Genomic DNA, 13,923 nt, shown 5'->3' with positions numbered 1-13,923 from the left:
GTACGATCCGTAATGACCTGAGCGTGACAAATCCTCGGTCGTGCCGAGGCATTCCATACCGCCACGAGCAAGCTCAACACATGGCAATCAGCCTTCGACGCATGCCACCATTGTGAGTCGCTGCTGCGTGCCGGAGTGTTGCGCCGGCCCGTTGAGCGGCGATTTAGCCTCGCGCAGCGAGGCCGAGGCCCCTGCTGACGGGCCGAGTCGCCGCGATAGGGCCGGCGTAACACTCCGGCACGCGGCAGCGACGCCTCCATTGAGACACCCGTTGCATGGCGATACCCACACCCATCCCTGCCCCCAGATCCCCACAGAGACGACTACAATCAAACCATCCACCTATTTCAAGTAGCCACCCACCATGCTGTACCTCTGGGTCAAAGCCTTCCACATCGTATTCATCGCCTCCTGGTTCGCAGGTCTCTTTTACCTGCCCAGGATCTACGTGAATCTGGCCCAGACCTCCGACCCCTCGGTACAAGCCTGTCTGATCGGCATGGCGCGTCGACTGTTCAGATTCACCACCATCCTGGCCATCGTCACCATCGCACTGGGCCTATGGCTGTATATCGGCTTTGGCGTCGGCATGGGCCCCGGCAACGGCTGGATGCACGCCAAATTGCTCTTCGTCCTGCTTATCATCGGCTACCATCACGCCTGTAGCGTCATGTTGCGCAAGTTCGAACAAGGCCGCAACACTCGCTCGCACAAGTTCTACCGCTGGTTCAACGAAGTTCCCGTCTTACTGCTCGTGGTGGTGGTACTACTGGTGGTGCTCAAACCCTTCTGACCACACTGCCCGGCCCTAGGCCAGGATTCGAATGTCTTCTGATGATCAAGACCGCCGTAAAACACTGACGGTCAAAAAAACGGCGCGTGACGCCCATGCCGCCGCTGGCGATACCAAACGCAAGCGCAGCGGCGCGCGTGCACGCACGGCTGCCCTGATTGAACGATCGAAAGATCAAGTACAACGTCTACGGCGAGACGCCGACGACACGCCTGCCGCGCCACGGGGCGACGCGTCGGCCGAACGCGGCAAACCCGCGTCGCGTTCACGTGCGCCCGGCGGATTCGACGCCCCGAGACCTGAATCGTCGCGGACAAATTCTGGCCCGCGACGCGGATCGGCAACGGGCGATCGTGGGGAGTCCCCGCGCCGTTCGCCTGGTGCCTCGCGTGCACCCGGGTATGCTCGCCGTGGTGCGAGTGAATCGGACACGTTCGATGCTCCACGGCGGCCGCGGACACCGCGTGCTCGTGATGAGGACAGATGGTCTGATTCAGCATCGACGGCTTCCGCGCGCGATGAGGCTACCTGGGCCGATTCAACGCCAGCCACCGCTGACGATCATGATGCCTTCCCCTCAGATATCGAGTGGGCGGCAGAACCCGAGGTTCGCCACTACGCACCGCGTGCACTGCGAGACGCAGAAACGTTCGAGGTCTTTGCGCCTTGCCCCCAAGGGCTGGAAGAAGCCCTGACCGCAGAAATGCAGGCGCTGGGGTTCGAGGATGCTCAGGTAGGACGTGCAGGCTGCCATTTCAGCGCCGATTGGCCGGGCATACAGCGCGCCAATTTGTATTCCCGTCTGGCCACGCGCATTCTGGTGCAGGTCGCGCACGAGGAAATCTCGCACGAGGACGATATCCTCGATCTCGCCTACAGCGTGCCCTGGGAACGCTGGTTTGGCGCGGAACACACATTGCGCGTGGACACTTCGGCGATCAAGAGCCCGGTGCAAAGCCTGCAATACTGCAATTTGCGTGCGAAAGACGGGATCTGCGACCGCCTGCGCGATCGCGAGGGCGCGCGTCCCAGCATCGATACGGTGCGGCCTGATGCTCGCGTTCATCTGTTCCTGACGGGACACACCGCGACGCTGTATCTGGACACCTCGGGCGAATCGCTATTCAAGCGCGGTTGGCGCCTGGATAAAGGAGATGCCCCCCTGCGCGAGAACCTCGCTGCCGGGATGTTGGCCCTGGCAGGCTGGGATCCTGCCGCACCGCTGCTGGATCCGTTCTGCGGGAGCGGCACGATTTTGATCGAGGCGGCCTGGATTGCGCTGGGCGTGCCTGCCGGGATTTCGCGGCCACTGGGATTTGAGCGCTTGCGCGGCCACGATCCGCGGCGCTGGCGCGATCTGAAAGAAGACGCGCGCGCTCGGATTTTGCCCAAGCTGGACGCACCCCTGGTCGGCTATGACCTGGACCCTCAGGTGGTGGAGTATGCCCGCAATAACGCCGAACGCGCCTGGCTCACAGCCGACACGATTCGATTCGAGGTCGGCGACGCCCGTGAGGTACCGCCTCCCGCCGAACAGGGCTGGATCGTCACGAACCCTCCCTACGGCGAACGCCTGCCGACGGATGATACCGAGCTATGGCGAGCCTGGTCGGCAAATCTGAAGCGCGCCTATTCGGGCTGGCAGCTACACGTGATCTCCAGCGACCTGGACCTGCCGCAACGCCTGCGGCTCAAACCCCTGCGCCGGATTCCTTTACACAATGGCTCGCTGGATTGCCGCCTGTTCGGGTTTGAACTGGTGGCGGCCGGATACCGGGATCCCAAGTGATAGTTGTTGTAAAAACACCGCAACAATGCGCCATTATTGTGGCAATAGGATCACAAGGCTCAAAACTGGCGCATTATCAGCACCAAGAGCACGCATGATGCACTAGACGCTTGCGTAAATTCAGGGTTAACCCTAAAATAGGGGTTATCCCCAGGTTGCTAGGTAGACACTCACCTCACCGTGATGATGACGCCAGGTAGCCGGGATGCAATGACTGCATACGAATACACGCAAGTTCTGGATTTATCGTGCCCTACATTAACCCTCATATCCGGCTGACTGACGAACTCGAACGCCAGCTGATGTTGCAAGCGATTGAAGAGCAGTTCCGCCCCCGTCCATTTCGCGCTCTGGCTCGTAGCCTGGGCAAACTGGGCAAAGGCGTCAAGACACTGATTACCCGCCAAGCTGAGACAAAGACCGCTCACTCGGCCGCCTGAAGTAAACAGCAGGCAAGCAACGATTTTCCCCTTGGGGGCTGCTACAGCCCCTTTTAAGACCCACCGTTAACTCGGTGGGTTTTTTTTGTCTGGTCGCTGGACTGCCTTCTACTACCATCGACGCAGCTGGAGAATTTTCGCTGCCCTAGCCGGGCTAGCCCGTAATCGGTATCCAAGACGGCATGTTCCCCATTTGGTTTGAATCCGAATTGGGGACATTTCTATAGCCAAGGACCGGGATGCCCGGGATAATAGCGCCCCTTGGCCAGTCCACATTCTGAAGTATGTGGATTCCCTCTTTGTGCAGCCTATGGTGTTGTGCGTACCCGTAGGCTTCCCGGAGTTCTGATGACCGATGCGCTCTCGCTGACGCCCAGCCGGCTACGCCGGTTTGCCTGCATGATGTATGAAGCCGTCCTGTTGTTCGGTGTCGTATTTCTGGCGGGCTATTTGTTTGACACGCTGACGCAGAGTAAACATGCGCTGATGCTCAGACACGCGCGTCAGGCATGGCTGTTCGTCGTCATCGGCATTTATTTTGTGTTGTGCTGGCGCCGCAATGGGCAGACGCTGCCGATGAAAACCTGGAATATCCGGCTGGTGGATCGCGATGGTCGGCCGCCCTCGGTCCCCCGGCTGATGTTGCGCTACATCCTGGCCTGGCCGCTCGTATTGGCCGCCGCAGGACTGGTCGCCGCAGCATCGTCAGCGACGGGCTGGAAATCCGTGGACATGTTCATTGTCGTAGCGCCATTCGCGATTTTCATCTGGTCGTGGTTCGATCCGGACGGGCAGTTCCTGCATGATCGGCTGTTAGGCACACGCTTGCGCAATGCGCCGCCGCGCAACAAGCGGCGATAGAAAAGGCCCGAGACTGGGGCTTTTTTATGGCTGCTGGTGTTGGGCGTTTGCTGTTCTTGATTGTCTCTCTGAAGGCGTCCCTGTCGCGTGCCTGGGCGTGGCGCCGGGCCTATCGCACGGACTCGGCCCGTGACCAGGGGCCTCGGTCCGCTGCGCGGACTAAATCCGTGCTCAACGGCCCGGCACCACGCCCAGGCACGCGACAGGGACTCATGATGAGGGAATGCAACGAGGGCTGATTGCCATCAGCTGTTTTTTGAAGCTGTCTTTGCTAATGCGATAGGCAGGTTCATGTCATGTGCCCAAACTGGACACAAACCAACGGAGTCTACTCAACAACGAGAAGCATACGAACATCCGTCAATGGCAGACATTGCGAGCAGGAGGTCGGCGTGTAAAAGCCCCGCCGGGCCGTTGAGCCGCGATTTAGCCCGCGAAGCGGGCCGAGGCCCCTGCTCATGGGCCGAGTCGCGGCGATAGGCCCGGCGGGGCTTTTACACGCCGACCTCCTGCGCCAAAAGAACTCCACACTACGCATGCCACCGTCACAACTGCGTCATGTTTTGGTCACGTAGGCGTCACGGCGTCATGGTTACATTCTGGGCATCTTCACAGCCAGAGGGATGCTCACGTGAACGAGACCCGACCGACGCATTGGCGCACACTTTGGATTTCCGATCTTCACCTGGGTACGGCCGGGTGCAAGGCGGATTTTCTATTGGATTTCCTCGATCAAAACGAATCCGATACGCTGTATTTGGTAGGTGACATTGTTGACGGCTGGCAATTACGCAAACACTGGCACTGGCCTCGCGCTCACAATGATGTGATTCAACGCATCCTGCGCAAGGCGCGCAATGGTACGCGCGTGGTGTTCGTGCCGGGCAATCATGACGAATTTGCCCGGGAATTCGTGGGCTATGCCTTTGGGGATATCGAAGTCCTGGACGAAGACGTGCATGTCACGGCCAACGGGAAACGGTTGCTGGTACTGCATGGCGACCGATTCGATGGCGTCATTCAGCACGGCAAATGGCTGGCTCGCCTGGGCGACACGCTGTACCAGAGCGCCCTCTGGCTGAATCACCACTTCAATCGCCTGCGTCATCGCATGGGCCTGCATTACTGGTCGCTGTCGCAATACCTGAAGCACAAAGTGAAGAACGCGGTGTCTTTTATTACCGACTTCGAAGAGACGCTCGCAGGCGAAGCCCGGCGCCGGGGACTGGACGGCGTGGTGTGCGGCCACATCCACAAACCGGAAATGCGCGAGGTCGATGGCATCCTGTACTGCAATGACGGCGACTGGGTGGAAAGCCTGTCAGCGTTGGCAGAAAACCACGATGGCAATCTCGTGCTGCTGGACTGGGCAGAACAATACGCACGGCGGGAGTCCGGCTCTCCCCCGACACGCCCCCGTCGCCCCCTGTCTTTGCCTGCCCTGCCCTCGGCCCTGCGCCGGCAAAGTAAGCATCCGTAATAACCCGTATACGTCCCCTTTAGCGACACAGGGATATTGCAGTTCGCGGCCCTCTAGGTCATGCTTGCACCTGTTGGGGGCATTCCGGCCCCCGGGCGGCATCCCTCGGGATGATCGCCAGCGCGCTTACAAAATAGGGCCATGAACGACCAATATCAGTCGCTCTACCAATCATTCCGCTGGCTGGTTCCGACCCAATTCAATATTGCGGAAGCCTGCTGCCACCGCTGGGCGGCGAGTTCGTCGGACGCCCGGCGTATTGCCATTTACTACGAAGACGAAGCGGGCAATCGCGAAGTCTGGACGTATGCACGATTAGGCGAAGCTGCCAATCAGTTGGCAAATGGCCTGATCAAGATGGGTGTCGAGCGCGGCGATCGGGTTGGTGTGGTTTTAGGACAACGGCCGGAAACCGTGGTGGCCCATATGGCCATCTATAGTGTCGGGGCGATCGTCGTACCGCTGTCGCCGTTGTTCGGTCCGGAGGCTCTGGAAACCCGGCTGCGCGATTCCGATGCCCGGGTCGCTATCGTCGACTATGCTTCCAGCGCCAACTTGCTGGCTATTAGCGACAATTGCCCGAATTTGAATCAAATCATCGGGATCGGTTTTGTCGATGAGCGCGTCCTGCCCTGGCGCAGCCTGCTGGCACGCCAGCCAGGTGAATTCAAGCAAGTGATGACCCGTGCCGCCGACCCTGCCATCCTGTTGTACACCTCAGGAACCACGGGTGCCCCAAAGGGCGCATTGCTGCCGCATAGCGTCCTGATCGGCAATCTGCCGGGTTTTGTCGCCTCGCAAAACTGGTTCCCCAAAGCCAACGACGTATTCTGGTCGCCAGCGGACTGGGCCTGGACGGGCGGCATGATGGACGCTCTGTTGCCCACGCTGTATTTCGGCCACCCCATTGTCGGCACGCGCGGACGGTTCTCGCCCGAACGCGCCTTTGAGCTGATGGAGCGCTATCAGGTTACGAACACATTCCTGTTCCCCACCGCGCTCAAAATGATGATGAAGACGGTACCCGAGCCGGCCAGCCAATACCGGCTGGCGTTGCGCGCCATCATGAGTGCTGGGGAAAGCGTGGGCGAAACGGTCTTCGAATGGTGCCAGACCGCGCTGGGTATCACGCCGAACGAGATGTTCGGTCAGACTGAGCTGAATTATGTGGTGGGCAACAGCCATCTGCGCTGGCCGGCCAAACCAGGCAGCATGGGACGCCCCTACCCGGGCCACCAGGTCGCGGTGATCGATGATGACGGTCAACCCGTGGCTGCCGGCGAAACCGGTGAGATCGCGTTGAATCGCTACGATATCAGCGGTTTTCCCGACCCTATCCTGTTTTTGGGCTACTGGCGCAACGAGGCGGCCACCCAGGCAAAATTCACGGGCGACTGGTGCCGCACCGGCGATCTGGCGCGCGTCGATGACGACGGCTACCTCTGGTATGCCGGCCGGGCCGACGATGTGTTCAAGTCAGCTGGCTACCGTATCGGTCCGGGCGAAATCGAGAACTGCCTGCTGGGTCACGACGCCGTGGCGAACGCCGCCGTCGTTCCCAAGCCCGATGCCGAACGAGGGGCGCTGGTGAAAGCCTATGTCGTCCTGACGCCGGAATATGCCGAGCGCGATCCCGCCGAGTTGATTCAGGCTCTGCAAGAACATGTACGGGACCGTTTGGCGCCCTACGAATATCCGAAAGAAATCGAGTTCATTGATGAACTCCCTATGACGACAACAGGCAAGATTCAACGCCGCGTGCTGCGCCTGCGCGAGGAAACCCGCGCCGCCAATCCTGCCTGACACTGCCAGAGACAACTGCTGTATGCCTATTTACCAACTTGATGACCTGATCCCGACCATTGATCCGAGTGTTTATGTTGCAGAGAGCGCCGATATCATCGGCAACGTCACGCTGCAAGCCGGTGTCAGTATCTGGTCGCACGTCTCGATCCGCGGCGACAATGCCCCCATCGTGATCGAGACCGGCAGCAACATCCAGGAATCCTCCGTCTTGCACGTCGACGAGGGCTGCCCGATGACGATAGGCCCAGGCGTGACCGTAGGCCACCAGGCCATGTTGCACGGCTGTACCATCCACGAGGGTGCTCTGATCGGCATGCAGGCCATTGTGTTGAATAACGCTGTGGTAGGACGTAATTGCCTGATCGGCGCGGGCGCGATCATCCCCGAGGGCAAAATCATTCCCGACAATTCCCTCGTGATCGGCGTGGGCAAGGTCGTCCGAGAGCTGTCCGCGGACGAAATTGCCAACATGCACAAAAATAACGTCCACTATCAGACGCGAGCCCAGCATTACAAGCAGGCGCTCAAGCGGATCGGCTGACCGGCCTGACCTCGGCACATGCCGGGGTAATAGCTCTGAGTCGAGTTGATCGGCTAACATTCATGCATGACTGATCAACTCAAGAAATACCTCCTCGAAGACCGCTCGGTGCGCATCCAGGCCGTGCGGTTACACGATACGTGGCTGCAGGCCCAGGAACATCATCAGTACCCTCCCTCCGTACAGCGGCTGCTGGGAGAACTGATGGCGGCTGCGGCATTGCTGGCGGCGAATATCAAGTTCGAGGGATCGCTGGTGCTGCAGATCCAGGGATCGGGACCCATTGCGCTGCTGGTGGTCGAATGTCAGTCGGATTTGAGCCTGCGCGCCACGGTCAAGATCCGCGAAGGCCACGAGGTCCCCGAGGATGGCACCATGCAAAGCCTGCTCAATACGCATGACGAAGGGCGATTCATCGTGGTGCTGGACCCACGGCGCAAGGTGCCGGGCCAGCAGACGTATCAAGGCATTGTGCCGCTGGAAGGCGACACGGTAGCCGAGGCGTTGCAGCACTATATGAAAGCCTCGGAGCAACTGGACACCCGGTTGTGGCTGCAGGCCGATGGGCAATATGCAGCAGGGCTGCTGGTGCAAAGCCTGCCTGGCGAGGGCGGCAAGGCGCATGAATCTGATACCTCAGATTCGCTGACGCGTGCGATTGTGCTGGCCGAAACGCTGGAGCCCGGTGAGCTGCTGGCCGCGGATATTGATACCGTCATTCATCGGCTGTATTGGGAAGAAACGCTGATTGCCTTCGACCCGTCGACGGTGCGCTGGCATTGCCCGTGCACGCGCGAACGCGTGGCAAATATGCTGCGGTCGCTCGGTGAAACCGAGCTCAACGACGTCCTGGCAGAACGTGGACAGGTCGAGGTGACCTGTGATTTCTGCGGCAAACCTTATACGTTCGATGCCGTGGATTGCTCGGGGCTATTTGCCGCGGCAAAGCCGATGCCGGAACAGGATCCGCCTACGGTACATTGATCGAACGTTGGCGTCAGCGAATGATGGGCTGGACACTGCCTCGCCTCGACTAGCCAGGATAGTCGTAGTTACCGCAGTCGTAGTTCCCACAATCGACGTTGCAGCCTGAGCCAGGCACACTGCTGGCCATGCCCCAGTGTTCTTCTTTTTCCCCGTACGCAGCGCTATTTGCCCATGTCTGCACGACATCGGGCAGGTATGCCGCACATCGAGCCGCGCCGTCACGTCAAGCCGGGGCAGCAATGGTTGAATTCAGCATTGTTGCCGTCCCGTTACTGTTATTGAGCCTGCTGATTATCGAAGCTGCCCATTGGCAGATCGTGCGGCAACTGGCGTATGTGGCGTTGCTGGACAGCGCCCGGGCTGGCGCGACTCAGCATGGCCGCCGGGACGTGATGGAGCAGGCATTTACGCAATCGTTTTTGCCGCGGTTCGTTTATGCCGGCAGCAACGCACGCACAGCGCAGGACCGTACCTGGCATCGCGTACAGCAGACGACCGGCCTGCCGGCATGGCGGATCGAAATACTGCCGCCGGACCACACCCCGACGCTGCATGCGCGTCTGACGTATCTGCATGAACCTTTTACGACATTGACACGTACGCTATTGCGCCGTGTTGCGCGGTTCACAGACGATTGTTCTACGCGTGCCGCGCTGGCACACGGATTCCTGGCAATCCGATTGAATTTGCGCATTGAAATGCACTCGCACCCGATGCAATGGGAAACCACACCGCCCGCGCGCCACGACAGAGTCGTCTACGGCGCATGGAATTGCGATGGTTAGCAATTGGCACAACGCTCGGGGAATGCCATCGTCAGCCGATCACATCGAGACGGCACTTGAAAAACGACGGCAAGCCGATCATTGACGCGGAGTATTGGCTCGCGCAGGATTCGATGCAGGACGATTAGCCGTTGCGCCAGCAGGCGCAGGCGAATTCGCGGTGGTACCGCTTGGCGTGGGATTATTTACAGCCGGACTGCCCGGCGGCACGATCTGCACAAAGACCTCGCCATCGCGCATCATGCCCAGCTCGTTGCGGGCGCGCTCTTCGATGGCCCCGACCCCAGTCTCCAGGTCACGCACCTCGGCTTCCAGCGCCGCATTGCGCGCGCGCAGGCCCTCATTGGTTTCGTGTTGCGCGGCGATCTGTTTCTGCGAGTCCCAGACCGTGAACCAGCCGCCCTTGCCCAACCAGAGCGGATACTGGATCAAGGCCAGTAGAACTAGCAGCACCAGGAACAACAGGCGCATATGCAAAAACCCTTATGGGAATACCGTGACGAAGGTCAACTCAGCGAAAGGGCCAGACACCCGGGATAGCAATGTCCGGCCCACATCAGATCAACGCAGGTTGTAGAACGCATCCAGGCCGGGATACGAAGCGACCTCGGCGAGTTCTTCTTCGATACGCAGCAACTGGTTGTACTTGGCCATGCGATCCGAGCGCGACAGCGAGCCCGTCTTGATTTGCATGGCGTTGGTGGCCACCGCAATGTCGGCGATGGTGGAATCCTCGGTTTCGCCCGAGCGGTGGGACACGACGGCGGTGTAGCCAGCGCGCTTGGCCATCTCGATGGCGGCAAAGGTCTCGGTCAACGTACCGATCTGGTTGATCTTGATCAGGATCGAGTTGGCGATGCCCTTCTGGATGCCTTCGCGCAGGATGCGGGTGTTGGTGACGAACAGGTCATCGCCCACCAATTGCACTTTCTTGCCCAATTGCTCGGTCAGCAGCTTCCAGCCGTCCCAGTCGTTTTCGGCCATGCCGTCTTCGATGCTGATGATCGGGTACTTGTCGCACCAGGTGGCCAACAGGTTGGCGAACTCTTGCGAGGACAGCGACAGGCCGCCTTCGCCCTGCAGCGTGTACTTGCCGTCGCGGAAAAATTCCGAGCTGGCGCAATCCAGGCCCAATGCGATCTGCGAACCCGGCTCGTAGCCGGCTTCGGTGATGGCCTTGAGGATCAACTGAATGGCAGCCTCGTGGTTGGGCACGTTGGGAGCAAAACCACCCTCATCGCCCACGGCGGTGGACATGCCTTGGCCGTGAATGATTTTCTTCAGGCTGTGGAACACCTCGGCGCCCCAGCGCAGGGCCTCGCGGAAGCTCGTCGCGCCCACCGGCAGGATCATCAGTTCTTGCAGGTCGAGCGTGTTGTTGGCGTGCGCGCCGCCGTTGATGACGTTCATCATCGGCACGGGCATGCTCATTGGGCCGCTGCCACCGAAGTAACGGTACAGCGACAGGCCCGACTCGTCGGCTGCGGCGCGAGCCACTGCCATACTGGCCGCCAGCAACGCATTGGCGCCCAGGCGCTCTTTGCTGTCGGTGCCGTCCAGCTCGATCAGAGTGCGATCGACAAAGGTCTGTTCTTGGGCATCCAACCCCATCAAGGCCTCGGAAATCTCGGTATTGAGGTTTTCCACGGCGCGCAGCACGCCTTTGCCCAGATAGCGGGACTTGTCACCGTCGCGCAGCTCGATGGCTTCGCGTTGGCCAGTGGACGCGCCCGACGGAACGGCAGCGCGGCCCATGGCGCCGGACTCCAGTAACACGTCGCATTCGACCGTGGGGTTGCCACGCGAATCGAGAATTTCGCGACCGATGATATCGACGATTGCACTCATGATTTTTTGATTCCCTGAACGATAAACAAATTCATGCCGGCTGCATCGGCTCAGTTCATATGAACTGATCTTCGATGAAGCCGTTGCGTTTGGTCACGCGATCGAGCTCGACCAGCGACGTGAGCAGCGCAGACATCAAGTCCAGCGGCACCGCATTCGGGCCATCGGACAATGCGCAAGCCGGGTTGGGGTGAGTCTCCATAAAGAGGCCCGATATCCCGACAGACACTGCTGCACGCGCCAGCACAGGCACGAACTCGCGTTGCCCGCCCGAAGACGTGCCCTGCCCGCCCGGCAACTGTACCGAATGGGTGGCATCGAAAACGACGGGACAACCGGTTTCTCGCATGATAGCCAGCGAACGCATGTCGGACACTAAGTTGTTGTATCCGAAAGAAGCACCGCGTTCACAGACCAGGATGTTGCTGCCGTCGCCACCGGCCTCGATGGCGGCTTCACGCGCCTTTTGTGCGACCTGCACCATATCGTGCGGCGCCAGGAACTGGCCCTTTTTGATATTGACAGGCTTGAGCGAGGCCGCGCAGGCGCGGATGAAATCCGTTTGCCGGCACAGAAAGGCCGGCGTTTGCAACATATCCACCACCGCGGCCACTGGCTCGACCTGCTCGGTCTCGTGGACGTCGGTCAGGATGGGCACGCCCACCTGATCCCGCACATCAGCCAGGATCTTGAGTCCCTCGTCCATCCCCAGGCCGCGAAACGACTTGCCGGAACTGCGATTGGCCTTGTCGAAGGAGCTTTTATAGATAAACGGGATACCCAGCGCCGAGGTGATTTCCTTCAATCGCCCCGCGGTGTCGAAGGCCAGTTCGCGCGACTCGATGACGCACGGGCCCGCAATGAGAAAAAACGGGTGATCCAGACCAATATCGAAACCGCAGGCTTTCATCAGACTTCCTTGCGTGCGCCGTGGTGAGCAATGGCTGCTTCGATGAAGCTCGAGAACAGCGGATGGCCATCACGCGGCGTGGAGGTGAACTCCGGGTGGAACTGTACGCCGACGAACCACGGATGATTCGGCAACTCCATGATTTCCGGCAGGTTTTCGGTGGGCGTACGCGCACTGATCACCATACCGGCTTCTTCGAGGCGCGGCACGTAGACATTGTTGACCTCGTAACGGTGACGGTGGCGTTCGTTGACGTCGTCGCCGTAGATGGCCTGGGCGCGAGTGCCCGGCTTGATGGGGCAACGCTGTGCGCCTTTGCGCATGGTGCCGCCCAGATCCGAGCTGTTGTCGCGCTTTTCGACCTTGCCTTCGCGGTCCATCCATTCGGTGATCAGCGCCACGACGGGATGCGGCGCCGAGGGATCGAACTCGGTGCTGTTGGCGCCGCCCAGGCCCGCGACATGGCGCGCGAACTCGATGACTGCCAATTGCATGCCCAGACAGATCCCCAGGTACGGTACGCCGTTTTCGCGGGCGTAGCGGATCGCGGCGATCTTGCCTTCGGTGCCGCGCTTGCCAAAACCGCCCGGCACCAGGATGGCATCCAGATGCTTGAGCTGATCGGTGCCGCGCGTTTCCAGATCCTCGGAATCGATATATTCGATGTTGATCTTGGAACGCGTGTGAATGCCGGCGTGGACCAGCGCCTCGGACAGCGATTTGTACGATTCGGTCAGGTCGACGTATTTACCGACCATGCCAACAGTGATTTCGTGCCGCGGGTGTTCCAGCGCATCGACCAGGTTGTCCCACATGGACAGGTCGGCAGGCGGCGGGGTCAGGCCCAGGGCCTCGCACACGATGTTGTCCACGCCCTGCTTGTGCAGCATGGCAGGGATCTTGTAAATGGAGTCGGCATCCCATACCGAAATGACCGCGTCCAGCGGCACATTCGAGAACATAGAGATCTTGGCGCGCTCGTCGTCGGGAATGCGGCGATCGGCGCGGCACAGCAGCACGTTGGGATAGATACCGATCTCACGCAGTTTCTGCACCGAGTGCTGGGTGGGCTTGGTCTTGAGCTCGCCGGCCGAGGCGATGAACGGCACCAGCGTCAGGTGCACAAAGGCCGCGTTATTGCGGCCCAGGCGCAGGCTCATCTGGCGGGCGGCCTCGAGGAACGGCAGCGACTCGATATCACCGACCGTGCCACCGATCTCGACGATCGCCACATCGGTGGCGCCTTTCCAGGCGGCATCGGCGCCACGGGCGACAAAGTCCTGGATCTCGTTGGTGATGTGAGGGATCACCTGCACGGTCTTGCCCAGATAGTCGCCGCGGCGCTCTTTGCGCAGCACGGACTCGTAAATCTGGCCGGTGGTGAAGTTGTTCACCTTGTGCATCTTGGCCGAGATGAAGCGCTCGTAGTGGCCTAGATCCAGATCGGTTTCGGCGCCGTCTTCAGTGACGAACACCTCGCCGTGCTGGAACGGGCTCATCGTGCCGGGGTCGACGTTGATGTAGGGGTCAAGCTTGAGCAGAGTGACTTGCAGGCCGCGCGATTCTAGGATCGCGGCGAGGGACGCGGCGGCGATCCCTTTGCCCAGGGATGACACCACACCGCCGGTGACAAATACGTATTTGGTCATCGTAATAGGCGCCCGGGCGAAGGGGCGCATGCGG

Annotated in this window: 13 protein-coding genes; 9 read left to right on the top strand and 4 right to left on the bottom strand. The window is 60.3% G+C overall.

Annotated elements, in window-relative coordinates:
- The first annotated feature begins 364 nt into the window (after nt 1-364).
- The 9 genes from ACYVI2_RS02880 (at nt 365) to ACYVI2_RS02840 (ending at nt 9,482) form a co-directional block, all read left to right on the top strand.
- Nucleotides 365-793 carry a CopD family protein gene (locus tag ACYVI2_RS02880; protein WP_415819093.1) on the top strand — a complete coding sequence of 143 codons (429 nt, stop codon included), beginning with the start codon at nt 365-367 and terminating at the stop codon, nt 791-793.
- Between the two features lie 31 nt (nt 794-824).
- On the top strand, nt 825-2,582 hold the full coding sequence (locus tag ACYVI2_RS02875) for a THUMP domain-containing protein (protein WP_415819094.1): 1,758 nt from the start codon (nt 825-827) through the stop codon (nt 2,580-2,582).
- Between the two features lie 248 nt (nt 2,583-2,830).
- On the top strand, nt 2,831-3,022 hold the full coding sequence (locus ACYVI2_RS02870; protein WP_415819137.1) for a hypothetical protein: 192 nt from the start codon (nt 2,831-2,833) through the stop codon (nt 3,020-3,022).
- 348 nt (nt 3,023-3,370) lie between these two features.
- A complete protein-coding gene (locus ACYVI2_RS02865) occupies nt 3,371-3,883 on the top strand; it encodes an RDD family protein (protein ID WP_415819095.1) in 513 nt (170 codons plus the stop codon).
- 631 nt (nt 3,884-4,514) lie between these two features.
- Nucleotides 4,515-5,363 (top strand): UDP-2,3-diacylglucosamine diphosphatase, encoded by an 849-nt coding sequence (locus ACYVI2_RS02860; RefSeq protein WP_415819096.1) that lies wholly within the window; start codon nt 4,515-4,517, stop codon nt 5,361-5,363.
- A 141-nt stretch (nt 5,364-5,504) separates the two neighbouring features.
- Nucleotides 5,505-7,166, top strand: a complete 1,662-nt coding sequence (locus tag ACYVI2_RS02855) for an acyl-CoA synthetase (RefSeq protein ID WP_415819097.1) — start codon at nt 5,505-5,507, stop codon at nt 7,164-7,166.
- 22 nt (nt 7,167-7,188) lie between these two features.
- Nucleotides 7,189-7,710 carry a gamma carbonic anhydrase family protein gene (locus tag ACYVI2_RS02850; RefSeq protein ID WP_415819098.1) on the top strand — a complete coding sequence of 174 codons (522 nt, stop codon included), beginning with the start codon at nt 7,189-7,191 and terminating at the stop codon, nt 7,708-7,710.
- 66 nt (nt 7,711-7,776) lie between these two features.
- Nucleotides 7,777-8,694: an Hsp33 family molecular chaperone HslO gene (gene hslO / locus ACYVI2_RS02845; protein ID WP_415819099.1), complete on the top strand. Its 918-nt coding sequence runs from the start codon at nt 7,777-7,779 to the stop codon at nt 8,692-8,694.
- A gap of 242 nt (nt 8,695-8,936) precedes the next feature.
- Nucleotides 8,937-9,482: a hypothetical protein gene (locus tag ACYVI2_RS02840; RefSeq protein WP_415819100.1), complete on the top strand. Its 546-nt coding sequence runs from the start codon at nt 8,937-8,939 to the stop codon at nt 9,480-9,482.
- A 78-nt stretch (nt 9,483-9,560) separates the two neighbouring features.
- On the opposite strand, the gene ftsB is transcribed toward ACYVI2_RS02840, so the two are convergent.
- From ftsB to ACYVI2_RS02820, 4 genes are all read right to left on the bottom strand, one after another.
- Nucleotides 9,561-9,953 (bottom strand): cell division protein FtsB, encoded by a 393-nt coding sequence (gene ftsB / locus ACYVI2_RS02835; RefSeq protein WP_415819101.1) that lies wholly within the window; start codon nt 9,951-9,953, stop codon nt 9,561-9,563.
- 90 nt (nt 9,954-10,043) lie between these two features.
- A complete protein-coding gene (eno, locus tag ACYVI2_RS02830) occupies nt 10,044-11,330 on the bottom strand; it encodes a phosphopyruvate hydratase (RefSeq protein ID WP_094820284.1) in 1,287 nt (428 codons plus the stop codon).
- Nucleotides 11,331-11,385: 55 nt separating this feature from the next.
- The gene (kdsA, locus tag ACYVI2_RS02825) at nt 11,386-12,243 is read right to left on the bottom strand and encodes a 3-deoxy-8-phosphooctulonate synthase (RefSeq protein WP_415819136.1); all 858 of its coding nucleotides are present in this window, start codon (nt 12,241-12,243) and stop codon (nt 11,386-11,388) included.
- Nucleotides 12,240-13,889, bottom strand: coding sequence for a CTP synthase (locus ACYVI2_RS02820; RefSeq protein WP_415819102.1), 1,650 nt, complete (start codon nt 13,887-13,889; stop codon nt 12,240-12,242). Before ACYVI2_RS02820 ends, kdsA begins: the two co-directional genes overlap by 4 nt.
- Nucleotides 13,890-13,923 lie beyond the last annotated feature (34 nt).

The sequence above is a fragment of the Bordetella tumbae genome (assembly GCF_054780995.1).
Note: the sequence above shows the minus strand (reverse complement) of the source record. Positions and strands in the feature narration are given on the sequence as shown.

Coding starts and splice junctions, on each gene's coding strand:
- ACYVI2_RS02880 (WP_415819093.1), top strand. CDS start 365: ATGCTGTACCTCTGGGTCAAAGCCTTCCACATCGTATTCATCGCCTCC.
- ACYVI2_RS02875 (WP_415819094.1), top strand. CDS start 825: ATGTCTTCTGATGATCAAGACCGCCGTAAAACACTGACGGTCAAAAAA.
- ACYVI2_RS02865 (WP_415819095.1), top strand. CDS start 3,371: ATGACCGATGCGCTCTCGCTGACGCCCAGCCGGCTACGCCGGTTTGCC.
- ACYVI2_RS02855 (WP_415819097.1), top strand. CDS start 5,505: ATGAACGACCAATATCAGTCGCTCTACCAATCATTCCGCTGGCTGGTT.
- ACYVI2_RS02850 (WP_415819098.1), top strand. CDS start 7,189: ATGCCTATTTACCAACTTGATGACCTGATCCCGACCATTGATCCGAGT.
- hslO (WP_415819099.1), top strand. CDS start 7,777: ATGACTGATCAACTCAAGAAATACCTCCTCGAAGACCGCTCGGTGCGC.
- ACYVI2_RS02840 (WP_415819100.1), top strand. CDS start 8,937: ATGGTTGAATTCAGCATTGTTGCCGTCCCGTTACTGTTATTGAGCCTG.
- ftsB (WP_415819101.1), bottom strand. CDS start 9,953: ATGCGCCTGTTGTTCCTGGTGCTGCTAGTTCTACTGGCCTTGATCCAG.
- eno (WP_094820284.1), bottom strand. CDS start 11,330: ATGAGTGCAATCGTCGATATCATCGGTCGCGAAATTCTCGATTCGCGT.
- ACYVI2_RS02820 (WP_415819102.1), bottom strand. CDS start 13,889: ATGACCAAATACGTATTTGTCACCGGCGGTGTGGTGTCATCCCTGGGC.